General features: G+C 71.0%; 20 protein-coding genes. 11 read left to right on the top strand and 9 right to left on the bottom strand.

Annotated features, from left to right (window positions below; all coding sequences use genetic code 11):
- From ABD241_RS01480 to ABD241_RS01470, 3 genes are all read right to left on the bottom strand, one after another.
- The gene (locus ABD241_RS01480; protein ID WP_344057727.1) at window positions 1–1,830 is read right to left on the bottom strand and encodes an ABC transporter substrate-binding protein; all 1,830 of its coding nucleotides are present in this window, start codon (window positions 1,828–1,830) and stop codon (window positions 1–3) included.
- 7 nt (window positions 1,831–1,837) lie between these two features.
- Window positions 1,838–3,736, bottom strand: a complete 1,899-nt coding sequence (typA, locus tag ABD241_RS01475; protein WP_344057725.1) for a translational GTPase TypA — start codon at window positions 3,734–3,736, stop codon at window positions 1,838–1,840.
- A 77-nt stretch (window positions 3,737–3,813) separates the two neighbouring features.
- A complete protein-coding gene (locus tag ABD241_RS01470) occupies window positions 3,814–4,263 on the bottom strand; it encodes a (deoxy)nucleoside triphosphate pyrophosphohydrolase (RefSeq protein WP_344057723.1) in 450 nt (149 codons plus the stop codon).
- A 99-nt stretch (window positions 4,264–4,362) separates the two neighbouring features.
- On the opposite strand from ABD241_RS01470, the gene ABD241_RS01465 reads away from it, so the two are divergent.
- From ABD241_RS01465 to ABD241_RS01430, 8 genes are all read left to right on the top strand, one after another.
- Window positions 4,363–4,671: a 4a-hydroxytetrahydrobiopterin dehydratase gene (locus ABD241_RS01465; protein WP_344057721.1), complete on the top strand. Its 309-nt coding sequence runs from the start codon at window positions 4,363–4,365 to the stop codon at window positions 4,669–4,671.
- A gap of 144 nt (window positions 4,672–4,815) precedes the next feature.
- A complete protein-coding gene (locus ABD241_RS01460; RefSeq protein WP_344057719.1) occupies window positions 4,816–6,363 on the top strand; it encodes a hemolysin family protein in 1,548 nt (515 codons plus the stop codon).
- Entirely contained in the window at window positions 6,360–7,373 is a 1,014-nt protein-coding gene (locus tag ABD241_RS01455; protein WP_344057717.1) for a hemolysin family protein, read from the top strand. The genes ABD241_RS01460 and ABD241_RS01455 overlap by 4 nt, the downstream gene beginning before the upstream one ends.
- 220 nt (window positions 7,374–7,593) lie before the next feature.
- Window positions 7,594–8,586 (top strand): ABC transporter permease, encoded by a 993-nt coding sequence (locus tag ABD241_RS01450; protein WP_344057714.1) that lies wholly within the window; start codon window positions 7,594–7,596, stop codon window positions 8,584–8,586.
- 42 nt (window positions 8,587–8,628) lie between these two features.
- Window positions 8,629–10,404: an ABC transporter substrate-binding protein gene (locus ABD241_RS01445; protein ID WP_344057712.1), complete on the top strand. Its 1,776-nt coding sequence runs from the start codon at window positions 8,629–8,631 to the stop codon at window positions 10,402–10,404.
- Window positions 10,405–10,538: 134 nt separating this feature from the next.
- Window positions 10,539–11,552, top strand: coding sequence for an ABC transporter permease (locus tag ABD241_RS01440; protein WP_344057710.1), 1,014 nt, complete (start codon window positions 10,539–10,541; stop codon window positions 11,550–11,552).
- Entirely contained in the window at window positions 11,549–12,724 is a 1,176-nt protein-coding gene (locus ABD241_RS01435; protein WP_425580648.1) for an ABC transporter ATP-binding protein, read from the top strand. Before ABD241_RS01440 ends, ABD241_RS01435 begins: the two co-directional genes overlap by 4 nt.
- A 67-nt stretch (window positions 12,725–12,791) precedes the next feature.
- On the top strand, window positions 12,792–13,898 hold the full coding sequence (locus ABD241_RS01430; protein WP_344057708.1) for an ABC transporter ATP-binding protein: 1,107 nt from the start codon (window positions 12,792–12,794) through the stop codon (window positions 13,896–13,898).
- A gap of 60 nt (window positions 13,899–13,958) precedes the next feature.
- Here the strand turns inward: ABD241_RS01430 and ABD241_RS01425 are convergent, their stop codons facing one another.
- Complete coding sequence (locus ABD241_RS01425; RefSeq protein WP_344057706.1) at window positions 13,959–14,654, bottom strand: winged helix-turn-helix transcriptional regulator; 696 nt, start codon at window positions 14,652–14,654, stop codon at window positions 13,959–13,961.
- 171 nt (window positions 14,655–14,825) lie between these two features.
- On the opposite strand from ABD241_RS01425, the gene ABD241_RS01420 reads away from it, so the two are divergent.
- Window positions 14,826–15,662, top strand: a complete 837-nt coding sequence (locus ABD241_RS01420; protein WP_344057704.1) for a class I SAM-dependent methyltransferase — start codon at window positions 14,826–14,828, stop codon at window positions 15,660–15,662.
- 25 nt (window positions 15,663–15,687) lie between these two features.
- Here ABD241_RS01420 and ABD241_RS01415 read toward each other — a convergent pair whose 3' ends face one another.
- On the bottom strand, window positions 15,688–16,287 hold the full coding sequence (locus tag ABD241_RS01415; RefSeq protein ID WP_344057702.1) for a hypothetical protein: 600 nt from the start codon (window positions 16,285–16,287) through the stop codon (window positions 15,688–15,690).
- Between the two features lie 110 nt (window positions 16,288–16,397).
- Here ABD241_RS01415 and ABD241_RS01410 point away from each other — a divergent pair, with 110 nt between their 5' ends.
- Window positions 16,398–17,162, top strand: a complete 765-nt coding sequence (locus ABD241_RS01410; RefSeq protein WP_344057700.1) for a DUF5995 family protein — start codon at window positions 16,398–16,400, stop codon at window positions 17,160–17,162.
- Window positions 17,163–17,205: 43 nt separating this feature from the next.
- Here the strand turns inward: ABD241_RS01410 and ABD241_RS01405 are convergent, their stop codons facing one another.
- The 4 genes from ABD241_RS01405 to ABD241_RS01390 form a co-directional block, all read right to left on the bottom strand.
- Window positions 17,206–19,272 carry a fibronectin type III domain-containing protein gene (locus ABD241_RS01405; protein ID WP_344057698.1) on the bottom strand — a complete coding sequence of 689 codons (2,067 nt, stop codon included), beginning with the start codon at window positions 19,270–19,272 and terminating at the stop codon, window positions 17,206–17,208.
- Between the two features lie 169 nt (window positions 19,273–19,441).
- Complete coding sequence (gene katG, locus ABD241_RS01400) at window positions 19,442–21,718, bottom strand: catalase/peroxidase HPI (protein ID WP_344057696.1); 2,277 nt, start codon at window positions 21,716–21,718, stop codon at window positions 19,442–19,444.
- Window positions 21,719–21,748: 30 nt separating this feature from the next.
- The gene (locus ABD241_RS01395; protein WP_344057694.1) at window positions 21,749–22,171 is read right to left on the bottom strand and encodes a Fur family transcriptional regulator; all 423 of its coding nucleotides are present in this window, start codon (window positions 22,169–22,171) and stop codon (window positions 21,749–21,751) included.
- 49 nt (window positions 22,172–22,220) lie between these two features.
- Window positions 22,221–23,948: a SulP family inorganic anion transporter gene (locus tag ABD241_RS01390; protein WP_344057692.1), complete on the bottom strand. Its 1,728-nt coding sequence runs from the start codon at window positions 23,946–23,948 to the stop codon at window positions 22,221–22,223.
- A 164-nt stretch (window positions 23,949–24,112) separates the two neighbouring features.
- Here ABD241_RS01390 and ABD241_RS01385 point away from each other — a divergent pair, with 164 nt between their 5' ends.
- Complete coding sequence (locus ABD241_RS01385) at window positions 24,113–24,682, top strand: hypothetical protein (RefSeq protein WP_344057690.1); 570 nt, start codon at window positions 24,113–24,115, stop codon at window positions 24,680–24,682.
- Window positions 24,683–24,788: the final 106 nt, after the last annotated feature.

The following is a 24,788-nucleotide window of genomic DNA, read 5'->3' as shown; positions in this document are numbered from 1 at the left end:
TCAGCGCACGGCGACGGTGGCGAGGTCGACGATGCCACCGACCTGGTGGTCCTCGTAGGAGGTGATGCCCGAGCCGTGCAGGTAGAGCGCCTTGGTGGCCGAGAGCGCGATGTAGCCGCCCCGGTCGCGGATGGCCTGGTCGGCCTGGCGCCAGACCGCCTGGCGGGCACGGGCGTCCGCCGTGGTGTCGGCCTTGTCGAAGAGCGCGTTGACGGCGTCGTCGCTGAAGTAGCCGACGTCCTGCCCCGGGCCGGAGGAGTCGAGGTTGATGCGCGGGTCGAACAGTGCCGGCAGCACGCTGCCGGCCGAGGGCCAGTCGGGCGTCCAGGCGCCCCGGAAGAGGTCGTAGGAGTCCACCGAGGTGGGCTTCTCGATGGTCTCGTAGTACTCCTCCGGCGCGACGCCGGTGAGCTCGACCTGGAAGCCCGCGCGCTGCCACCCAGCCGCCAGGGACGCGTACGCCTTGTCGCCGAGCACCGAACGCGCGTAGACCACGCGCAGCCGCACGGGCAGCTGCACACCGGCCTGCTCAAGCACCCGTCGGGCCGCCTCGGGGTCGCCCTCGACCCGCGAACCCGGCGGGACGTCGATGGACTGCGGGTCGACCGCGGGTGAGAGCAGCGACCACGTCGGGGTGCCGGCACCCTCGCCGCCGGTGGCGGTGGCGTACGTCGCGCGGTTGGTCGACAGCGCGAGCGCCTTGCGCACGGCCGGGTTGGCCATGACCTTGCTGCGCATGTTGACGGCGAGGTAGTCGACGTTGCCGGTGTAGGGGAAGGTGAGCCGCGCCTGCAGCGCGGTGCCGGCCTGGTTGCGCAGGGTGGGGCTCGCCTGCACCCACGACACGGCATAGGCGTCGTCGTCCTGCTGGTTCAGCAGGCGCTGGATGACCGTGGCGTCCCCCAGGCCCGAGGTGACCTGGATCGTGTCGGGGTAGGCCTGGCGGATGGGGTCGGTGCTCCGGTCCCAGTGCTCGTTGCGCACGAACGTGCCGCCCTGCCCGGGGACCCACGCGCCCTGGAGGCGGTAGGGCCCGCTCGACATGACGGCATACGACGCCTTGTCGGTCTTGGTGTCGGCGGAGGCCTTGCGCGGCGCGAACTCCGGCAGGGCCACGATGTGCGGGAAGTCGGGCTCGGGGTCACGCAGCCGGAAGGTGACGGTGCGTCCGGCGCAGGACACGGCCCGGTCGAAGTCCGCCTGGTGCGCCGCGTCGCCGGGCCCGGCGTAGACCGGCTTCTCGACGCCCTCGGGTGTCACGGCCGTGGGGATGTCGAGCAGGTAGCTGGCGTAGTTGGTGCCGTTCACGTGGGTGCGCCGGTCGAAGGTGCGGGCGACACCGTGGCGCACGTCCTCGCACGTGACCGGCGAGCCGTCCTGCCAGGTGACCCCCGGTCGCAGGGTGAAGGACCAGGTGCGTGCCCCGTCGGCCGCCGTGCCCGTGTCGGTGGCCAGGTCGGCCTGGACGTCGCGCTGGTGCGTGCCCGTGCCGTATGCCGTGAGCCCCCTCGCGAAGGTGCGCTGGGCGAAGAAGGCCTCCGGGCCCACGTACATCTGCTGCGGGTCCCACGTCGCGACCGACCCGGAGACGAGGACCTGCAGCGTGCCGCCCCGCTGCGGCTGGGCCGCTGCGGGCGACGGCGCCGTGCCGGCGACCTGCGAGTCCGACGCCGGCGCCTGCGACGTGCACGCCGCGGCACCGGCGGCCAGCAGTGCAGCCCCCACCGCCGCGGTCAGCGACCGCCGGAGCCCTCGCGCGATGTCGCGCCCTGAGACCCGCCCCACGACCTGCCCGACGACCTGTCCCGCGTCCCGTCCCACGACAGGCACGGGTGGGTCAGCCTTCGGCCTTCGCCGCCGACCGCGCGCGTGCCGCTGTCCGGGCGCGCTCGCCGGCGTCGAGGACGACCTTGCGGATGCGGACGGAGTCGGGCGTCACCTCGACGCACTCGTCCTCGCGGCAGAACTCGAGGCTCTGCTCGAGGCTGAGCTTGCGCGGCGGCACGATCTTCTCGAAGTTGTCCGAGGAGGAGGCACGCACGTTGGTGAGCTTCTTCTCCTTGGTGATGTTGACGTCCATGTCGTCGGCGCGGGAGTTCTCCCCGACGATCATGCCCTCGTAGACCTCGGTGGTCGGCTCGACGAAGAGCACGCCGCGCTCCTGGAGGTTGACCATCGCGTAGGAGGTGACGACGCCCTTGCGGTCGGAGACGAGCGAGCCGCTCGTGCGGGTCGTGATGGTGCCGAACCACGGCTCGTAGTCCTCGAAGACGTGGTGGGCGATGCCCGTGCCGCGCGTCTCGGTGAGGAACTCGGTGCGGAAGCCGATGAGCCCACGGCTGGGCACGAGGAACTCCATGCGGATCCAGCCGGTGCCGTGGTTGGTCATCTGCTCCATGCGGCCCTTGCGGGCCGCCATGATCTGGGTGATCGCGCCGAGGAACTCCTCGGGGGTGTCGATGGTGAGGCGCTCGACGGGCTCGTGCACCTTGCCGTCGACCTCGCGCGTGACGACCTGGGGCTTGCCGACCGTGAGCTCGTAGCCCTCGCGGCGCATCTGCTCGACGAGGATCGCGAGCGCGAGCTCGCCTCGACCCTGGACCTCCCACGCGTCCGGACGCTCCGTGTTGAGGATGCGCAGCGACACGTTGCCGATGAGCTCCTTGTCGAGGCGGTCCTTGACCATGCGGGCCGTGACCTTCGAGCCGCGCACCTGGCCGACCATCGGGCTCGTGTTGGTGCCGATGGTCATCGAGATGGCCGGCTCGTCGACGGTGATGAGCGGCAGCGGGATCGGGTTCTCGGGGTCGGCGAGGGTCTCGCCGATCGTGATGTCGGGGATGCCGGCGACGGCGATGATGTCGCCCGGGCCGGCCTCCTCGGCGGGCTTGCGCTCGAGGGCCTCGGTCATGAGCAGCTCGGTGATCTTCACACGCTGCTGGGAGCCGTCGTGGCGGCACCACATGACCTGCTGGCCCTTCTTGATCGTGCCGTTGAAGACACGGAGCAGGGCGAGACGGCCGAGGAAGTTGGACGCGTCGAGGTTGGTGACGTGCGCCTGCAGCGGGGCCTCGTCGTCGTAGGTCGGCGCGGGGATGGTCTCGAGGATCGTCTCGAAGAGGGCCTCGAGGTCCTCGCCGGCGGGCAGGCCGCCGTTGTCGGGACGCTCGAGCGAGGCGCGGCCGGCCTTGGCGGATGCGTAGACGATCGGGAAGTCGATCTGCTCCTCCGTGGCGTCGAGGTCCATGAAGAGCTCGTACGCCTCGTCGACGACCTCGGCGATGCGCGAGTCGGGACGGTCCACCTTGTTGATGCACAGGATCACCGGCATCTTCGCGGCTAGCGCCTTGCGCAGCACGAAGCGCGTCTGCGGCAGCGGGCCCTCGGAGGCGTCGACGAGGAGCACGACGCCGTCGACCATCGACAGGCCGCGCTCGACCTCGCCACCGAAGTCGGCGTGGCCCGGGGTGTCGATGATGTTGATGGTGACGCCGTCGGTCAGGCCCCGGTCCGCGGCCGCCTTGCCCGTGTAGTGCACCGCGGTGTTCTTGGCGAGGATGGTGATGCCCTTCTCGCGCTCGAGGTCACCGGAGTCCATCGCCCGCTCGTCCACGTGCTGGTGCTCACCGAACGCGCCGGACTGCCAGAGCATCTTGTCGACGAGGGTGGTCTTGCCGTGGTCGACGTGGGCGACGATGGCGACGTTGCGGATGTCCGCGCGGGTCTTCATGGGCATGAGGAACAGTCTCTCAGGGTTTCGAGGGTGCTTCGGACCACGTCGTCGTGGGGTGGTGCTGGAGAGGGTGGGCCACGTCAGGTCCGGCCGGGACCGGCCAGCATCGCCTCGAGCGTCTCGACGATGGGCAGGTCGGCGGGAAGCCAGCCGACCGCGCGCAGGTCGTCGAGCTCGAGCCAGCGCAGCTCGTCGTGGTCCTCGATGGGCTGGGGGTCGCCCTCGACCACCTCGGCGAGCCACACGAGCATCTCGTAGCGGTCGCCGAGCGGCCACGTCGAGCCCGGGAGCGGCCCGGGCACGTGGACCCCGAGGCGGATGCGCACCCCGAGCTCCTCGAGGACCTCCCGGTGCAGCGCCGACAGCGGGGACTCCCCCTCGTCGACCTTGCCCCCGGGCAGCTCCCAGCCGCCGGCGAGCGCCGACGGCTCGGTGCGCCGGGCCGACAGGAGCCGGGTGGGTCGCTCGAGGTCGTCGACGATGGCCGCCCCGACGACGAGGCGGACCGGGGTGCGGGAGGCGGCGGTCATGGCGTCGTCGATAGTGCCACAGCACCGGTGTGGGACCGCCTGCGAGTCCGGGAGCGCCGCACACGGCACACGGCGGCGTCGGCGTGTTGTGATGGAGGTATGGCACGACGACTCACCGACGAGGAGATCGAGCGCCAGCTCGGCGACCTGCCCGACTGGCGCCGCGACGGGGACACGATCCGCGCCTCCTTCGACGCCCCGGACTTCCCCGCGGGCATCGCCCTCGTGCAGGAGGTGGCCGTGGCCGCGGAGGACATGGACCACCACCCCGACATCGACATCCGCTGGCGCACGGTCACGTTCGCGCTCTCGACGCACTCCGAGGGTGGCCTGACGCAGCTCGACGTCGAGCTGGCCCACCAGATCAGCCAGGAGGCTGCCCGCCGCGGGGCTCGCGCGAGGGGATGACCGCGACGGCTTGACCTAGGATCGGCTCATGCGATCGCACTCGCGCTCCGGCTCGCGTTCCGAGTCACAGGAGGGCCATAGTCCCGGGCCGGACCACGTCCGGCCGAACCTGTCGCACCACCGGCTCACGAGGGTGGTGACCGCGTGAGCACCGCCCTCGGCATCATCCTGGGCGTCACCCTGATCCTCGCCCTGACCGCCGCCACCGGCTACTTCGTGGCGCAGGAGTTCGCCTACGTCGCCGTCGACCGCAATGCCCTCCGGCAGCTGGCCGACCAGGGCGACGCGGCCGCCCAGCGGGCCCTGCGCGTGACCTCCCAGCTGTCCTTCACCCTCTCGGCCGCCCAGTTCGGGATCACCGTCACGGCGCTGCTCGTCGGCTACGTGTCCGAACCCCTCGTCGGTGTAGGCCTCGCCGGGCTGCTCGACCCCTCCATGCCGTATGCCGCCCGGCTGAGCCTGTCGGTCACCGCCGTTCTCGTCTTCTCCACCGTCCTGCAGATGGTCTTCGGTGAGCTCGCGCCCAAGAACTACGCCATCGCCCGCACCGTGCCGCTGGCCCGGGCCCTGAGCCGCTCGACCCTGCTCTACCTCGCCGTCGCCGGCCCGGTCGTGCGGCTCTTCGACCGGGCATCGACCGCGTTGCTGCGCAAGGTCGGCATCGAGCCCGTCGAGGAGCTCGAGCAGGGAGCGACCGCCGAGGACCTGACCCGGATCATCGACGAGTCGCACGCAGGTGGCCTGCTCGACGACGACCTCTCGGAGGTCCTCGAGGGCGGCCTGCGCTTCCGCGAGCTCGACGCGGGCGACGTCATGACGCCGCGGGTGCGGGTCACGACGATCCGGTCCGACGCGCCCGTCTCGCAGCTGCTCGAGCTGCTCGACACCGGCTGGTCCCGCTTCCCGGTCACCGGGCGCGACGGCGACGACATCGTCGGCGTGGCCGGCATCGCCGAGCTGCTCTCCGTGGCGCCCGAGCTGAGGTCCGGCACGACGGTGGGGTCGGTGGCCTCCGAGGCGACCGTCGTCCCCACGAGCGCGCCGTTGCCCCGCGTCCTCGAGCAGATCCGGACCGACCACCGGCAGCTGGCCGTCGTCGTCGACGAGCACGGCGGGTTCGCGGGGATCGTGACCTTCGAGGACATCGCCGAGGAGGTCGTCGGGGAGATCCTCGACGAGGACGACGTCGCCGCGCCCGGCGTCGTCGAGGCCGGCCCCGACTGCTGGGTCGTGCCCGGACACCTCCGCCTCGACGAGCTCGACACCGCCACCGAGCTGCGCCTCACCAGCAGCGACTCCCACACGACGATCAGCGGCCTCATGCTCGAGCTCCTCGGTCGCACCGCCGTCGTCGGTGACGAGGCCCGTCTCGAGGCGCGGCGCGACCTCGTCCCGGACGGCCGGACGGACGGCGCCGGGGACGGTCGGCAGCAGGCCGCCGGCTCCGGACCGGCGACCCTCGGGAGGGGCGACGACGAGCCGGAGGGCCGGCACCGGACGGTGTCCGTGCAGCTGACCGTCGAGTCCGTCGCGCGCCACGTGCCCTCCACCGTGCGGGTGCAGGTGCTCCACGCGCTCCCTGACCCTGACGCGCTCGCCGAGGCGCTCCCCGAGGCGGAGCCGCCGGGCGCCGCGGAGGAAGCCGCCGCAGCGGGCCGCTCCGTCGACGAGCGGGCGGAGGCCCGGCGATGACCACCGCCCTGCTCGTCTCCGTCCTGCTCCTCGCGCTCAACGCCTTCTTCGTCGCCGCCGAGTTCGCCCTCGTCGCCAGCAAGCGGCACCGGCTCGAGGACATCGCCGATCGTGGCAGCACCGCCGCCCGGGCGGCCGTGCGCGGCAGCCGCGAGCTCTCGCTCATGCTCGCCGGCGCGCAGCTCGGCATCACCTTGTGCACGCTCGGACTCGGATCGCTGGCCAAGCCGGCGGTCGCCGAGCTGCTCACCCCGCTGTTCACCTTCGCCCGGGTGCCCGACGCGGCGGCATACGTCGTCTCCGTCGTGCTGGCGGTCGGCATCGTCGTCTTCCTGCACATGGTCGTGGGCGAGATGGCGCCCAAGTCGTGGGCCATCGCGCACCCGGAACGCTCGGCCGTGCTGCTCGCGCTGCCCTTCCGCGGGTTCACCTGGGTGATGCGCCCGGCCCTGCGCCTGCTCAACGCCCTCGCCAACGGCTGCCTGCGCCTGGTCGGCGTCACGCCCCAGGACGAGCTGGGCCAGGTCCACGGTCCCAAGGAGCTGCAGCTGCTCATCGCCAGCTCCAAGGACCACGGCATGCTCGCCGAGCCCGAGCACCGCGTCCTCGCCGGCGCCATCGACCTCGACACGACGCCCGTCGCCGACCTGGTCGTCCCCATGGGGCGGGCGGTCGGCGTCGACGCGACGGCAGAGTGTGCCGAGGCCGAGGCGGTCTCCCGCGCCACCGGCCGCTCGCGCCTGATCGTCCGCGACGGCGGCAACCCCGTGGGAGTCGCCCACGTCCGCGACGTCGTGCGCGCCCGACCGGGCACCCCCGTCGCAGCGGTGACCACGCCCGCCGTCCACCTCGACGCCGGCCTGTCCCTGCTCGACGCCCTGTCGCGGATGCGGCAGGCGCACGCCCAGCTGGTCCTCGTCGACGGGCCGGCAGGGCCGATCGGCCTCGTCACCATGGAGGACCTCCTCGAGCAGGTCCTCGGACGGTTCGACGACGAGACGGACGCCTGAACAAGGGCCCTCCAGCGGGCAGACCTCTCGTTCCGGACATCCGGTCGCCGAAAGATCTCCGGCGCGTCACGATTCGGCCAAGTCGGTTGCTGACTCGTGTCGCGCCGCTGAATGATGGGGCGCGCGGCCGTGGGGGCGGTAGGTTGCGGCTGCCGCAGAGCAATGTTGGACGGCCGACCCGTGCCCCCGGCATCGACCACGACCCGGAGGTGGCGCACCCATGAGCACTCCCATCGAGCTCGAGCCCGGCGCGACCACCGCGCAACAGGAGCCGGTGGCCCAGGGCGAGGGACGCATCGAGGGGCGCTCGCTGGGCCAGATCGCCTGGTCGCGCCTCAAGCGCGACAAGGTGGCCCTGGGCGGAGGCGTCTTCGTGCTCTTCCTCATCCTGGTCGCCTTCTGCGCGCCGCTCGTCGTCGGGCTCCTGGGCCACCCGCCGGACGAGTTCCACCAGGAGCTCATCGACCCCAACACGCAGATCCCGATCGGCCCCTACGGCGGCATGTCGTGGGACTTCCTCTACGGGCTCGAGCCGGTCAACGGGCGTGACATCTTCAGCCGGGTGATCTACGGCTCGCAGATCTCCCTGCTCATCGCCTTCTTCGCCACGCTGCTGTCCGTGGTCATCGGCACGGTCCTCGGCGTCATGGCCGCCTACTTCGGTGGCGCCATCGACACGCTCATCAGCCGCACGATGGACGTCTTCCTCGCCTTCCCGATCCTCGTCTTCGCCCTCGCCCTCGTCGGCGTCGTGCCCGACCAGGCCTTCGGCCTCAAGGGCGACTCGCTGCGCATCGCCGTCATCATCTTCGTCATCGGCTTCTTCAACTGGCCGTACATCGGCCGCATCATCCGCGGCCAGACGCTGTCGCTGCGCGCGCGTGAGTTCGTCGACGCCGCCCGCAGCCTCGGGGCCCGCACCCCCTACATCCTCTTCAAGGAGCTGCTGCCCAACCTCGTCGCGCCGATCCTCGTGTACGCGACCCTGCTCATTCCCGCCAACATCCTCTTCGAGGCGGGTCTCTCGTTCCTCGGCGTCGGCGTCCAGGCGCCCCGCGCCACGTGGGGCGGCATGCTGTCCGACGCTGCGCAGTGGTACCAGATCGACCCCTGGTTCATGCTCTGGCCCGGCCTCGCGATCTTCGTGACGGTGCTGGCCTTCAACCTCTTCGGGGACGGCCTGCGGGACGCCCTCGACCCGCGGTCGCGGTAACCACCGCACCCGCATCCCGTTATAGAAGGAGCGCATCCACTCATGAAGAAAACACGCGTGGTGGTGGTCGCGACAGCGGCCGCCCTCGCCCTGGGACTGTCTGCCTGTGCCGGCAGCCAGACCCCGGGCACCTCTTCCAGCGGCGGTGCCGGTGGGTCGGGCGCGGCGCCTGCGGCCAATGCCGCCCTGAACGCGGTCGTCCGGCCGTCGGACAAGAAGGGCGGGACGCTCCGCTTCGGCATCACGAGCGACTGGGACTCCGTCGACACCGGCGACACGTACTACGGCCTCTCGTGGGACTTCCTGCGCAACTACGCCCGCACGCTCGTCGCGTTCAAGGCGGCTCCGGGCGACCAGGGCAACCAGCTCGTCGGCGACCTCGCGACCGGGCTCGGCAAGCCGAGCGCCGACAACAAGACGTGGACGTACACGCTTCGCGACGGGATCAAGTTCGAGGACGGCACGCCGATCACGAGCAAGGACATCAAGTACGGCGTCGCGCGCCAGCTCGACAAGGACACCTTCCCGAACGGCCCCACCTACTTCAACGACTTCCTGGCCGACGTGCCGAAGGGCTACTCGGTCTACAAGGACAAGAACCTCGACAACCTGAAGTCGATCGAGACGCCGGACGACAAGACGATCGTCTTCAAGCTCAACAAGCCGTTCGCCGGCTTCGACTACTTCGCGCAGCTGCCCGCGACGTCCCCCGTGCCGGCCGCCAAGGACACCGGCACGAAGTACAAGGAGCACGTCATCGCGTCCGGCCCCTACAAGTTCTCGGTCTACCAGCCGGGCAAGCGCATCGAGCTGGTCCGCAACGACCAGTACGACCCCAAGAGCGACCCCGACACCGGCCGCAAGGCCCTGCCGGACAAGATCACCGTCGAGATCGGCGTCAACGCGACCGACCTCGACAACCGCCTCATGGCCGGTGACCTCGACATCGACCTCGCGGGCACGGGTGTGCAGGCCCAGGCACAGGGCAAGATCCTCGCCGACCCGTCCCTGAAGGCCAAGACCGACGACGTGATCAGCGCGCGCACCAGCTACACGCAGATCAACAGCGACGTCGCGCCGTTCGACAACATCGAGTGCCGCAAGGCCGTCATCTACGCCTACGACAAGACGGGCTACCAGCGCGCCTACGGTGGCAACATCGGTGCCGACATCGCCACCGGCCTGCTGCCCCCCGTCGTGCCCGGCTTCCAGGAGATGGACCTCTACAACGCGAAGTCGAAGCCGCAGGGCGACGTCGACTCCGCGAAGGCGGCCCTGGCCAAGTGCGGTCAGCCCAACGGCTTCGAGACCAACATCTCCTTCCGCCCCGAGCGCCCCAAGGAGAAGGCGACGGCCGAGTCGCTCCAGCAGGCCCTTGCGAAGGTCGGCATCAAGGCCAGCCTCAAGGGCTACCCCCAGGGCGACTACTTCAAGCTCTACGCCGGCAAGCCGGACTTCGCCAAGGCCAACAAGCTCGGCCTCATGGTGATGAGCTGGGGCGCCGACTGGCCCGACGGCTTCGGCTTCCTCCAGCAGATCGTCGACAGCCGCGTCATCCGTCCTGCGGGCAACACCAACCTCGGCATCAAGCTGCCCGAGGTCGACAAGCTCATGGACCAGGCGCTGCAGGAGAACGACAAGACCAAGCGTGAGGCCATCTGGGGCCAGATCGACAAGGTCGTCATGGAGCAGGCGCAGGTGATCCCGGGCATCTGGAACAAGGCACTGCTGTTCCGCCCCGACACCGTGTCGAACATCTTCGTCAACAACGGCTACTCGTACTACGACTACGCCGCGGCGGGCGTCACCAACCCGTGAGTCCCCGGTCCCGGGTGCCAGGCGGGCGACCGCCTGGTACCCGGGACCTCCAGGCCCCTCCCACCCGTGAAAGTAGGTGAAGGCACAGCGCGCCGGGTGCACCTGCCCGTCCCGACCGCGCCGGCCGTCCTCCCGTGCTGACGTACCTCATCCGCCGGCTTCTCGCCGCCGTCCTGCTGCTCGCCATCGTGAGCGCGGTCGTCTTCGCCATCTTCTTCCTCGTCCCCCGCATCGGGGGGGCGACCGTGGACGACCTCGCGTCGCGCTACGTCGGCAAGAGCGCCGGCCAGGCGCAGATCCACGAGACCGCCGTCCGGCTCGGCTTCACCGACCCGATCTGGGTGCAGTACGGCCGCTTCGTCAAGGGCATCGTGGCGGGCGCCGACTACAACACCGGCGCCGGCATCGACCACTGCCCTGCGCCCTGCCTCGGCTACTCGTACATCACCCAGAACCCCGTCCTGCCCGAGATCCTCGACCGGCTACCCGTCACGTTGATCCTCGCCGCGGGAGCCGCCGTCCTCTGGCTCATCGGCGGCGTCGGCACGGGCGTCATCTCCGCGCTCCGGCGCGGCACCGCCCTCGACCGCGGGTTCATGGGCGTCGCCCTGGCGGGCGTGTCCCTCCCCATCTTCTTCACCGGTCTGCTGGCCCTGTCGATCTTCAGCTACGGCCTGAAGTGGACGTATGCCGGCGGCGCCAGTCCCATGGACGCCACCAGTCCCCTCGACCTCGTCCACCGCATGCTGCTGCCCTGGATCACGCTCGCCTTCCTGTATGCGGCGTCCTACGCCCGCCTGACGCGGGCCGGCATGCTCGAGACGATGAACGAGGACTACATCCGCACGGCTCGCGCCAAGGGGTTGCGGGAGCGCGACGTCGTCGTCAAGCACGGGCTCCGCTCGGCGCTGACGCCCATCCTGACGATCTTCGGCCTCGACCTGGGCCTGCTCATCGGCGGCGCGGTCCTGACCGAGACCACCTTCTCGCTGCAGGGCATCGGCTACTACGCCGTCCAGGCCATCAACCTCAACGACCTGCCCAAGGTCCTCGGTGTCACGCTCGTCGCGGCCGTGTTCGTCATCATCGCCAGTCTCATCGTCGATCTCCTCTACGCCGTCGTCGACCCCAGGGTGCGTACCTCATGAGCCAGTCCACCAACGAGTCCACCGAGGCCGGCCGCGACAGCGCCGCCCAGACTGGGGGCACGACCACCGACTCCTCGAAGCCGTCGCGCCGCGCGGCCAAGGACGTGTCGGTCAACACGCTCGACGGCATCGGCGGCATGGGCGCTCCCCCACCCGACGCCTTCCTGTCGGTCCGTGACCTGCGCGTGCACTTCCCCACCGACGACGGCCTCGTCAAGTCGGTCGACGGGCTCTCCTTCGACGTCGCTCGCGGGAGGACCCTGGGCATCGTCGGCGAGTCGGGCTCGGGCAAGAGCGTGACCAGCATGTCGATCATGGGACTGCACAAGCCCGAGACCGTTCGCATGACCGGCTCGATCAAGCTGGACGGCACCGAGCTCGTCGGTGCCAAGCCGGAGGATGTCCGGGCGCTGCGCGGCAAGCGGATGGCCATGATCTTCCAGGACCCGCTCTCGGCGATGCATCCCTTCTACACGGTGGGGCACCAGATCATCGAGGCCTACCGCATCCACAACAAGGTCAGCACCTCGGTCGCCAAGAAGCACGCCATCGACATGCTCGGCCGGGTCGGCATCCCCGAGCCCTCCAGCCGCGTCGACGACTACCCGCACCAGTTCTCCGGGGGCATGCGCCAGCGAGCCATGATCGCCATGGCCCTCTCGTGCGACCCCGAGCTGCTCATCGCCGACGAGCCCACGACGGCGCTCGACGTGACGGTGCAGGCGCAGATCCTCGACCTCATCCGCGACCTGCAGTCGGAGTTCAACTCGGCCGTCATCATCATCACGCATGACCTCGGCGTCGTCGCCGAGCTCTCCGACGACATCATGGTCATGTATGCCGGCCGCTCGGTGGAGTACTCCTCCGCCGACGAGGTCTTCACCCGGCCGGAGCACCCCTACACGTGGGGTCTGCTCAGCTCGATGCCGCGGCTGGACCGGGTGCGGACCGAGCGGCTGCGTCCCATCGCCGGCGCGCCCCCGAGCCTGATCAATGTGCCGCCGGGGTGCCCGTTCCACCCGCGGTGCGCGTACGCCGACCGCACCGACGGCCTGAGCCAGACGGTCCGCCCGCCCTTCGCCGAGGCGGTGCCCGGGCACTACTCCGCCTGCCACCTGACCCGGGAGCAGAAGCAGGAGATCTGGGAGACCGACATCAGGCCGACACTGTGACGCACGCCGCCTCCCCCCGGGCCGCCTCTCGCGAGGCGCACCGCGACCTCACCACAGGAGCACCATCGTGACCACGACCCACGTCAAGCCGACCGCCTCGAAGCAGGCGGGCGAGTCGCTGCTGCAGGTGACCGACCTGACGAAGCACTTCCCCATCCGGCGGGGCCTGCTGCAGCGGGTGGTCGGAGCGGTCCAGGCGGTCGACGGCCTCACCTTCGACGTCGCCCGCGGCGAGACCCTGTCCCTCGTGGGCGAGTCGGGCTGCGGCAAGACGACGACGGGCCGCATGCTGACGCGCCTGCTCGAGCCCACCGGAGGCACGATCCTGCTCGAGGGCGAGGACATCACCCACTGGTCGACCGGCAAGATGCGTCCGCTGCGCCGCGAGGTGCAGATCATCTTCCAGGACCCGTACGGCTCGCTCAACCCGCGGCACACGGTCGGCACCATCGTCGGCGCGCCCTACCACCTCCAGGGCATCAAGACGGAACGCGGCGTCAAGGCGGAGGTGCAGGAGCTCCTCGAGCTCGTCGGGCTCAACCCCGAGCACTACAACCGCTACCCGCACGAGTTCTCAGGCGGCCAGCGCCAGCGCATCGGCATCGCCAGGGCCCTGGCCCTCAAGCCGAAGCTGATCGTGGCCGACGAGCCCGTCTCGGCCCTCGACGTGTCGATCCAGGCGCAGGTCATCAACCTGCTCGAGGATCTGCAGGACGAGCTGGGGCTGACCTACGTCGTCATCGCCCACGACCTCTCGGTCGTGCGCCACATGTCCGACCGGGTTGCGGTCATGTACCTCGGCAACCTCGTGGAGCTCGCGGACCGCGACGAGCTCTACACCCGCCCCATGCACCCGTACACGACCGCCCTGCTGTCGGCCGTCCCGATCCCCGACACCCAGCGGCGCACCAAGCGCGAGCGCATCCGTCTCGAGGGCGACGTCCCCAGCCCGGTCAACCCTCCGCCCGCGTGCCGTTTCCACACGCGGTGCTGGAAGGCGCAGGAGATCTGCAAGACCGAGGCGCCGCCCCTCGTGGAGCTCGCGCCGCGGCACCGGGTCGCCTGCCACTTCCCCGAGAACGCCGAGGGCCCGGGCGCCAGCGACCCGGCCGGCCTGGCGTCGTCGACGTCGCCCGAGGGCTCCCTGGGCGCGGCCCAGGAGCCGCCTGCCTGAGCCGCCTGCCTGAGCCGGCGCCCGAGCGGGCGCCCGAGGCGGCCCGCCGGCTCGGCGCCGCTAAGGCATCGCGTCCGCTTCCGCGGGGGCGGCGGCTGCGACGATCGAGGCCACCGGGCTGAGCTGCAGCACCTCACCCAGCCGTCGGGTCACCGAGGTGGCGCCGTCGACGTGCACGCGCCCCGACCGCAGCGCGGCCCGCAACGGCAGGCGCCCCAGCCACACGGCATACAGCGACGCCACGTCGCTCGTGATCGTGAGGTCGACGGGGAAGCCCGGGTCCGCCATGCACACCGAGGGCCGTCCGTGCTCGACGAGGATCCAGAAGCGCCGGGTGTCGTCGTCGAACCGCAGGTGCAGCACGTGGCGATCGCCCTCGAGGACGGTGGTGTCCACGCGGGTGTGCATCCACCACACGAGCAGCTGCGCGTCCAGCTCCTCCGGACGCGGGTCGCCGAACATCCACCGTGCACCCCACTCCGCGAGCCCGAACACGACCGGCTCCAGCGCCGCACCCGAGGAGGTGAGGACGTAGCGGGTCCCTGACCGCTCGATGACGCCGTAGCGCTCGAGGTGGCGCAGCCGCTTGCTGAGCAGCGTGCGGGAGAGCCCCGGGAGGCCGCGGGCCAGGTCGTTGAACCGCGTCGTCCCGGTCATCATGTCGCGCAGGATGAGCAGTGACCACTGCTCCCCCACCACGTCGAGCGCCCGCGAGATCGGGCAGTACTGCCCGGCTCCCGAGTCATGTCCTCCCATGTGCCACCTCCGGCAGGAAGGGAACATCCGCCACGCGCGGCCTGCGTCCAGTATCGGTCCGGGGTGGGGACCGTGGCAGTCCACTTCGTGTACTGGGATGTCCGGCCGAGCGAGCGGACCGTGGAGCTGGACGGCACCGAGGTCGTCGGAACCACCGATGGAGGAAGCACCATGAGCACCCACACCGAGACACAGGACATCGCCGCCGACGCCGCGCTCAAGGCACGGCACGCCGCCATGTGGGCGCTCGGCGACTACGCGGCCGTGGCCCGTGAGGTCATTCCCGAGCTCGGCCGGACACTCGTCGACGCGTGCCACGTCGGCCCCGGGCAGGACGTCCTGGACGTCGCAGCCGGGACGGGCAACGCCTCGCTCCCCGCGGCACGGCGAGGGGCGCGTGTCGTCGCCTGCGACCTGGCGCCGGCGCTGCTCGAGGTCGGCCGCCGGCTGGCCGAGGAGGCCGGGGTGAGCCTCGACTGGCAGCAGGGCGACGCCGAGGCGCTGCCCTTCGCGGACGCGTCCTTCGACGTCGTCCTGTCCTGCGTCGGGGTCATGTTCGCCCCACACCACGAGGCCGCTGCGGCCGAGCTCCTCCGCGTCTGCCGCCCGGGAGCGACCCTGGGCCTGGCCAGCTGGACGCCGCAGGGCTTCGTCGGGCGGATGTTCGCGACCATGAGGCCGTATGCCGCTCCCCCGCCTCCCGGCGCCCAGCCGGCGCCGCTGTGGGGGGACGAGGGCCACGTGCGCCGCCTCCTGGGCGACGGCGTCGAGGCCTTCGAGGCGGACAAGCGCCTGCTGCCCGTGCGCTTCGACAGTGCGGAGGACTTCCGTGACTTCTTCAGGTCCAGCTACGGACCGGCGGTCGCCACCTACCGGGGCATCGCGGACGAGCCGGAGAAGGTGGCGGCCCTGGACGACGCCCTGGCCGACCTTGCGCGTGGCGACATGGAAGCCGACGGGCGGATGGAGTGGGAGTACCTCCTGGTGACGGCCCGCCGGTCCGAGTGAGTCCCGTCCGGTGCGGCCGTCGCGGTCACGCGCCCGAGCGTTCCACGGCGTCCAGGAGGGCGGCGTAGGACGCCACGAGCGTGCGGCGCTCCGTGGCCAGCAGCGGGTCGGAGAGTGAGCAGCCGGCACGTACCCACGCGTCCGAGAGGTCCATCGCCTCGACCCGGAGACCGGCTGCCCGCCGCAGGCGCTCCGGGTCGACCGAGTGGACGTACGCGTACAGCTCCACGAGGGCGTCGACGAGCTGGTCTCTCGAGACCCTGCCGTGGTGCTGGTGCTCGCGGTGCACGCGCCACCACTCGACCTCGAGCGCGGCCGCGTGCGCCGGGTCGAAGGAGAGCCGCCCCGCCCGGGAGACCAGTGCGTAGAAGCGCCGCATCAGCTCTCGCGCCAGCTGGGGGTCGTTGTCAGGGAAGGGAGCCCATGCCTGGTTGGCCCGCAGGACGAACCAGGCTCCCCGCACCGTGTCCCACCGGTTCAGGCCGAACCCGGCCGCCACCATCCCCACCGCCGCACGCAGGAAGGCCGGCCACTCCCGACGGTAGTACGCCACCCAGGCATCCGCCTCCCTCCGGCCGACGACGACCGCGTCGAAGGACTCCGGCCCCCGCGTGCGCCTCTTCATGGGTCCTCCGACGAGCAGCGCCCCGCCGTGGGGGTGTCCGGATCCGACTGACGCCGAGCGCGTCTCGCCCCAGACTAGGAACAACGGGCGGACGGCGTGAGGAGAACCGGATGACCGGACGGGGAGCTGGGCGCACCCTCCAGGACGTCCTTGCCCGCATGACGGAGACGCTCGAGGACCTGCCACCCCAGCTGCGCGCCCGACGGGTCTTCCTGAGCACCTACCGGCGAACGACCATGGCAGTGGCCGACGCGATCGAGACGGGCTCCTTCGAGGACCCGGCGTGGGTGGAGGCCTGGGACGTCGCCTTCGCGGACCTCTACCTCGAGGCGCTGGCCGCCGACGTGTCCGGGGACCCGAGGCACCGGCCGTCCCGCCCGTGGCGGGCCGCCTTCGACGCTCCCGCGGACCTCCCGCCGATCCGGCACGTGCTGCTGGGCATCAACGCCCACATCAACTACGACCTGCCCCAGGCCCTGCTGCAGGTCATCAGCGACGGCGACTTCGAGGATCCGGTCCTGGTCGGCCGCCGCCGGCGCGACCACGAGCGGATCGACGCGGTGCTCGCCGCCCGGGTCGCCGCAGAGGACGAGGAGCTGAACGCCCAAGGGGGTCGCCCGGCCCTCGACCGGGTCCTCGCCCCACTGAACCACGTCGCCTCCCGCCGCTTCCTGCGTGAGGCTCGAGGCAAGGTCTGGCACAACACGACGCAGCTGCAGCGTGCCCGGCTCGCGGGCGCCGACGCGTACGCCACCCGGCTCGGCGAGCTCGAGGTCCTGAGCGCCGCCCGCATCGCCGACCTGCTGGCGCCGGGGCAGATCCTGCTCCGGCTGGCGGTCGGCGGTTTCGGGGTGCTCCTGCCCCCGGAGGGATGACGCCGCCCACGTCCGAGGGTACGGAGGCTGCGGGTCTCGCGCTCTAGGGGACGGTGACGGTCACGGCATTGGAGTTGGGGCTGCTGCCGACTGCGTTGACCGCCCTGACCTTGTAGGTGTAGGTGGTGCCCCGCACGACGGTGGTGTCGCGGTAGCTCCTGGCCGTGGGGTCGGTCAGCCGCGCGAGCTGGACGTTGTCACGCAGGATGACCCACTTGTCGGCAGTCCCTCCACTCCCGTCCGCGGTCCACGTGAGGTCGACGGCCGTGCTCGTTGCCGTGGCGGCCAACGTCGGCTGGCCCGGCACACCGGCTGCGGATCCGGCAGTGCTCACCTCGTTGGAGTCCGCACTGGATCCCACCGTGTTGACCGCTCTGACGGCGTAGAAGTAGGTCGTGCCGGCCGGAGGGAGGGCCTCGCTGTAGGTGGTGGTGCCGGCAGGCACGCTGGTGAGCAGGTTCCGCTGGCCCGAGGCCGTGCCGCGGTAGATGTCGTACCTCGTGAGGGCGGGGTTGCCGGGCAGTGCCGGCGCCGTCCAGGCGAGCGAGACCGTGGTGCCGCCCACCGTGGCGGTCAGACCCGAGGGGGCGGACGGGACGGATTGCGCCGTGGTCCCGGGCGTTGCAGTGAACTCGTTGCTGTACGGGCCACTGCCGACGCCGTTGACCGCCAGTGCCCGGTACGTGTAGGCGGTCCCGTTGGTCACCGTCGTGTCGTCGTACGTCGTCCCACTGGAGACGGTGGCGAGGGCCGCGTTCGGGTAGCTGGTGTCCCCGGCCGGCTTGCGCCAGACCTTGTACCGCAGGATCGTCGACCCCCCGTCGCTGGAGGGCGGTTGCCAGCTCAGGTGCACGACAGCGTCGCCCACACTCCCGCTCAGCACCGGGGCGCCCGGGACCGATGCCGCTGCGCCGTCGACCCACATCGCGAAGTGCTGCTGCGCGACGCCGCCCGCCTTGGTGAAGTCACCGCCGAGGTAGAGCCGGGTCGTGTCAGAGCCCATGGACCACACGCCGAGGGCGCTGTTGATGACGGGAGCCCACGGCAGGATGGCACCCGACCCCCCGTCGACGGCAGCGACCTTGTTGCGCGTCTGGTTCCCGAACGACGCCGTTCCGCCGAAGTGCCCTCCGCAGTAGACCGTGCTGCCCACGACCCGCACGGACTGCATGTCCCCGTTGGAGCGCCAGGACCACCTCACCGCGCCGGTGGCCGCGTCGACGGCGGTGCAGGCGCCACCGCCGCCGGCGACGGCCTCGTAGATGGTGCTGCCGTCCGTGGCGAGGTCGAGGATCGTGGCGGTGCTCGTGCCGTTGTTGGGCTTGGACTGGAAGCCCTTGAGCGGGGCACCCGTGACCGGGTCGACGATCGCGATCCGGCGGGTGGCCGTCGCCCCGTTGATGTCCCCGAAGTCCCCACCGAGTACGACGTTGCCGTTGCCGAGCACGAGCAGGGCCCAGACCCTCCCGCTCGGCGGTACGTCGGTCGGGGTCGGGTTGGCGGTCGGCCGGAACGTCCTGTCGAAAGCTCCGGTCGCGGCGCTGAGCTTCGCCACCTTGGCCTGCGCGTACGCCGTGCCGGCGGAGGTGACGGTGTTCCAGTTCCCACCCAGGAAGAGGGCACCCGCACTCAGGCGCATGACGTCGACCGGCCCGTCGAGCTGCGGGCCCACCCAGCCCGTCTCCAACGCACCGCTGCCGAGGGTGAGCGCAGCGAGCTTGTCGCGGTTGGCGCCACCGACCTTGGTGAACGCGCCACCGAGGAACAGCCGCGAGCCGTCGGTCGCCAGCGCGTTCACGGACCCGTTGACGCTCGGCCGCCAGCTCGAGTCGAAGCGCCCGGTGACCGGGTCGAACAGCGCGACGTTGGTCGCCGCGAACTGGGTCATGCCCGCGCCGTCGACCACGGCCGTGAACGAGCCACCGACCACGACCCTGCCGCTCGGGAGCGGCAGGATGGCCGAGACCCTGCCGTTGACCCCCCAGGTCTGCGCCGGTGCGGTCGACAGGGCCGCCTGGGTCGAGGTCGCCATGACGACCGCCAGGGCCGCGGTGACGACGGTGACGACGGTGACGAGCACCGTCCTGAAGCCAGTTGAGTACGACGACATCTGGGCTCCCCCCCGGGCCAGACCGAACCACTGCGGTTCCCCAAGGCTAGATCGCCGTACGTCCCCAGTCCGCAGGATTCGGCACATGCATGACGACATGACGAAGCGGGGCCCCCTCCGTCGGGAGGGGACCCCGCCTCGTCGTTCACGGGCGCGCGGCCCGGGCTGCTCAGGCCAGGTCGAAGCGGTCGAGCTCCATCACCTTGGTCCACGCGGCGACGAAGTCACGCACGAACTTCTCACGCGCGTCCTCGCTGGCGTACACCTCGCTGAGGGCCCGCAGCTGCGAGTTGGACCCGAAGACGAGGTCCACAGCGGTGGCGGTCCACTTCAGGTCCCCGGAGGCGTGGTCGCGGATCTCGTAGACGTTCTCCTCGTTCGTCGAGACCTTCCACTGCGTGCCGGGGGCGAGCAGGTTGACGAAGAAGTCGTTGGTCAGCACGCCCGGGCGGTCGGTGAGCACGCCGTGCGTGACGCCGCCGTGGTTGTTGCCGAGGGCGCGCAGGCCGCCCACGAGCACCGTCATCTCCGGCGCCGTGAGGTTGAGCATGTAGGCGCGCTCGACGAGCAGGACCTCCGGCTGCTGCTTCTCGCCGGCCCGCAGGTAGTTGCGGAAGCCGTCGGCCCGCGGCTCGAGGACCCGGAAGGAGTCCACGTCGGTCTGCTCCTGCGACGCGTCGGTGCGGCCGGGGTGGAACGGCACGCTGACCTCGACGCCCGCGTCCTTGGCGGCCTTCTCGACCGCGGCCGAACCGGCCAGGACGATGAGGTCGGCCAGCGACACCTGTGCGCCGCCGCGGCCGTTGAACTCCGCCCGGATGCCCTCGAGCTTCTCGAGCACCTTGGCCAGCTGCTCGGGCTGGTTGGCGGCCCAGCTGCGCTGCGGCTCGAGGCGGATGCGGGCACCGTTGGCGCCGCCGCGCTTGTCGGTGTGCCGGAAGGTCGCGGCGGACGCCCAGGCGGTGGACACCAGCTCGGAGACCGACAGGCCCGAGCCGAGCACGGCCTCCTTGAGGGCCGCGACGTCGGCGTCACCGACGAGGTCGCCCTCGACCGGCGGCACGGGGTCCTGCCACAGCTGCGGCTCGGGGACCCACGGGCCGAGGTAGCGCGAGACCGGACCCATGTCGCGGTGCAGCAGCTTGTACCAGGCCTTGGCGAAGGCGAGGCGGAACTCCTCGGGGTTCTCCAGGAAGCGGCGCGAGATCTTCTCGTACGCCGGGTCGAAGCGCAGCGCGAGGTCGGAGGTCAGCATCGTCGGGCGCCGCTTGGGCGAGTCCGGAGTCGGGCCGGGGACGAGCGCCTCGGCGTCCTTGGCCACCCACTGGTGCGCGCCGGCCGGGGACTTCTCCAGCTCCCACTCGTAGCCGAAGAGGATCTCGAAGTACTCGTTGTCCCAACGGGTCGGGTGGTAGGTCCACGTGACCTCGAGGCCCGAGGTGATGGCGTCCTTGCCCTTGCCGGTCTCGTAGGCGCTCTTCCATCCGAGGCCCTGCTCCTCGAGCGGGGCACCCTCGGGCTCGGGGCCGACGAGGTCGGGGTCGCCGGCGCCGTGGGTCTTGCCGAAGGTGTGTCCACCGGCGATGAGGGCGACGGTCTCCTCGTCGTCCATCGCCATGCGGGCGAAGGTGACGCGGATGTCCTTCGCCGAGGCGACCGGGTCGGGGTTGCCGTTGGGGCCCTCCGGGTTGACGTAGATGAGGCCCATCTGCACGGCGCCGAGGGCCTCCTCGAGCTCTCGCTCGCCCGAGTAGCGCTCGTCACCGAGCCAGGTGTCCTCGGGACCCCAGAAGACCTCCTCCGGCTCCCACACGTCCTCGCGGCCGAAGCCGAAGCCGAAGGTCTCGAAGCCCATGTCCTCGAGGGCCACGTTGCCGGCCAGGACGAGCAGGTCGGCCCACGAGATCTTCTGGCCGTACTTCTGCTTGACCGGCCAGAGCAGGCGCCGGGCCTTGTCGAGGTTGGCGTTGTCGGGCCAGCTGTTGAGCGGCGCGAAGCGCTGCGCGCCGTCACCGGCGCCACCGCGGCCGTCGTAGATGCGGTAGGTGCCCGCGGAGTGCCAGCTCATGCGGATCATGAGGCCGCCGTAGTGGCCGAAGTCGGCCGGCCACCAGTCCTGCGAGCTGTGCAGCACCTCGACGATGTCCTGCTTGAGGGCGTCGAGGTCGAGCTTCTCGAACTCCTTGGCGTAGTCGAAGCCCTCGCCCAGCGGGCTCGCCTGCGGGGGGTGCACGTGCAGCACGGAGAGGTCGAGGTGGTTGGGCCACCAGTCCTTGATGCCGTGCGGGCGGCCGCCGGTCTTGGGCGTCGGCGACGAGATCGCCGGGTTCTCGCTCTCGCTGCCGCTCGCCGCGGCCGAGTCGTGCATGACCGGGCACCCGCCCTCGGCCTTGCGGTCCACGCCCTGCGGGCTCTCGGGCGTGATGCTGTCCTGGCTCTCGGTCATGAGGGCTTCCTTCCGGGCTTCGGTGTCACTTCACTGGTGGTCGGTGGAGCAGGCGGGGCAGGTGCCCCAGTAGGTGACCTCGGCCTCGTCGATCGAGAAGCCGTGGCCGTCGGGTGCCGTGAGACACGGGGCGTGCCCCGTGGCGCAGTCCACGTCGGCGACCGCCCCGCACGAACGGCATACGACGTGGTGGTGGTTGTCGTCGACGCGCGCCTCGTAGAGGGCAGGGCCTCCCGCGGGCTGGATGCGGCGCAGCAGGCCCGCAGCGGTCAGGGCCCGCAGGACGTCGTAGACGGCCTGGTGCGAGACGGCGCCGAGGTCGGCCCGCACGCGGTCGATCACCGATTCGGTGTCGACGTGGGGGTGCTGGTGGACTGCGGCCAGCACCGCGAGGCGTGGGCGCGTCACGCGCAACGAGGCCTCGCGCAACACGGAGCTGAAGTCCGTGGTCATGTCGAGCAGGATGGCCCCTGATCTGGAATGAGTCAAACGAACGCCTGGGTCACACCGCATCGCGAGCGGTGTGGCTCGCGGTGCCCCTGCGCCACCGCGCGCCGGTCTCGGCCTGGTATGCCGCCACGGCTGCACCGATCGTGGGGAAGAAGTGCCGCGGCTCGATCTGGCGCGAGAGCCCGTACTGGTCGATCTTGCGCCGCACCGGGTCCTTGAGCTCGGCGAAGACGAGGGAGATGCCGGCGTGGTCGAGCTCGTCGTCGAGCTCGAACAGCACGTCCGAGGCGGTGGTGTCGACGTCGGTGACGGGCTCGGCCGCCACGACGATCCACCGGGGGTGGGGCTCGGACCGCGCGAGACTCCTGACCTCGTCACGGAAGGTCTTGGCGTTGGCGAAGAACAGGGGCGCGTCGAACCGGTAGATGACCAGGCCGGGCAGGCTCATCGCCTCCGGGTAGGAGTGCACGTCGTGATAGCCCTCGAGACCCTCCACCTTGCCGAGGACGGTCTCGTAGGGCAGCCAGGCGCGACGGAAGACGTTGAGGATCGACAGGGCGACCGCGATGGCGATGCCGGGGAGCACGCCGAGCAGGGCGACGCCGAGGAAGGCCGCGACCGACAGGAGGAACTCGACCTTGCGCTGCTTCCACAGGCGCAAGGTGCCCGGCACGTCGGCGAGGGACAGCGACGCGGTGATCACGACCGCGGCCAGCGCCGGCTGCGGCAGGTTCCGCAGCAGCCCGGGGGCGAGCACGATCATCACGATGATCAGGAGGGCTCCGACGACGCCGGTCAGCTGCGTCTTGGCCCCTGAGCGCTCGGCGACCGCCGTGCGCGAGCCGCTGGTGCTGACGGGGAAGCCCTGGAACAGCCCGGCGGCAAGGTTGGCCACACCGATGCCGACCATCTCCTGGTTCCCGTGCACCTCGTCGCCGGCCCGCGCGGCGAAGGCCGACGCCGTCGAGATCGTGTCTGCCAGGGAGATGGTCGCGATGCCGAGCGCGCCACCGATGAGCAGGGCGATGTCGCCACGCTGGATCTCGGGGATCGTGAGCGGCGGGAAGCCCTTGGGCAGCACTCCCACCAGCTCGACGCCGCGCGCCGCCAGGTCGAAGACCGTCGTCGCGACGATCGACAGCACCACCATGACCATGATGGCCGGCACCTTGGGCACCCAGCGCTGCAGCGCCAGCACCAGGGCGATCCCGACGAGGCCCACAGCCGCGGCCGCAGGGACCGCCTCACCGTTGGCGAGGCCCTCGACGAACCCGACGACCTCGCCGACCAGCCCGTCCGCGTCGACGCTGAAGCCGAAGAGCTTCGGCAGCTGGCCCACGAGGATGGTCAGCGCCAGGCCGTTCATGTAGCCGAGCATCGTCGGCTTCGAGAGCAGGTCCGCGATGAAGCCCAGCTTGGCGACCGCAGCCACCGTCATGATCACCGCGACGAGGATCGCGAGCACGGAGGCGAGCGCCACGGCCCTCGCCGGATCGCCTCCCGAGCCGACCAGCGGCAGGATGGTCGCGGCGATCAGGGGGCCCAGGGAGGAGTCCGGTCCCAGCACGAGGATCCGCGACGGGCCCATGGCTGCGTAGCCGAGCAGGCACATGATCGTCGTGTACAGACCGGTGATCGGGGGCAGGCCGGCGAGCTCGGCGTACGCCATTCCCTGGGGCACCAGCAGCGTCGTGAGGACCACTCCGGCGAGGATGTCCTTGCCCAACCACTCACGGCGGTATGCCTTGAGCAGCCGCAAGCCCGGCACTGCCTGGGCCACCGGCATCACCTCGCTCGTCAGACCCTCACGGGCACGATCTCGCGCACGCCGGCCCTGGGGCATCACCTCTCGGGAGTGATCCAATCCGCTCGGCGTGCGGGCTTCGAAGACTGGGCACCAACTCATTGGGCCCCACAGAGGCCCGAGCAGACTGGAGGAATCTCATGCGGAACCGTCGACTCTTCACCGTGGCAGGGTGCGCCGGAGCCCTCGCCATCACCGTGGCCCTCGCCCCCGGGGCCAGCGCCGACACCCGGAACCACGAGGCCGGCGACCAGGAGGGCCGGACCACCGTGGTGCTGAACCCCAAGCTCGTGCCCGTCCTCACCGAGACGTTGAAGGTGCAGACGATCCGGCCCGGCCGGCTCACGGCGCCCGGGGGCGTCGCCCAGTTGTCGTTCCCGATCACCGAGGTCGAGGGCAAGGTCATAGAGCACGCCGGCGGCCTGTCGTTCACGCCGGTGGGGGGTGGCTCCCTGCGCATCACCAGCTTCGACGTCAACCTCAGGACGGGCTTCCTCAACGCCAAGACCGTTCTGGACGGCAAGCGCCTGCCCGGCCGGGTCGACATCTTCGCGCTCGGTGCCCCCAAGCCGATCAACGGCGCCGTCCCGAAGTGTGACGGCACCCAGGCCGGACTGACCCTGACGGCGGGCGCGGCGAAGGCTCTGGGTGCTCCCAGCTTCGCAGGCGCCTTCGTCGGCGATGCATGCGTCGTGCCCGACGAGGACTGAGCGCAGACTCGGCCCCCCCGTCGAGGAGCACGTCCCGCTGGACGAGCTCGGTGTCTGGTGGGCCAGCCAACGCCCAGCGCCCCGCCTCCCATGAGGAGGCGGGGCG

Source organism: Terrabacter lapilli (assembly GCF_039531305.1).
GTDB classification, from domain to species: Bacteria; Actinomycetota; Actinomycetes; order Actinomycetales; family Dermatophilaceae; genus Terrabacter; species Terrabacter lapilli.
Note: the sequence above shows the minus strand (reverse complement) of the source record. Positions and strands in the feature narration are given on the sequence as shown.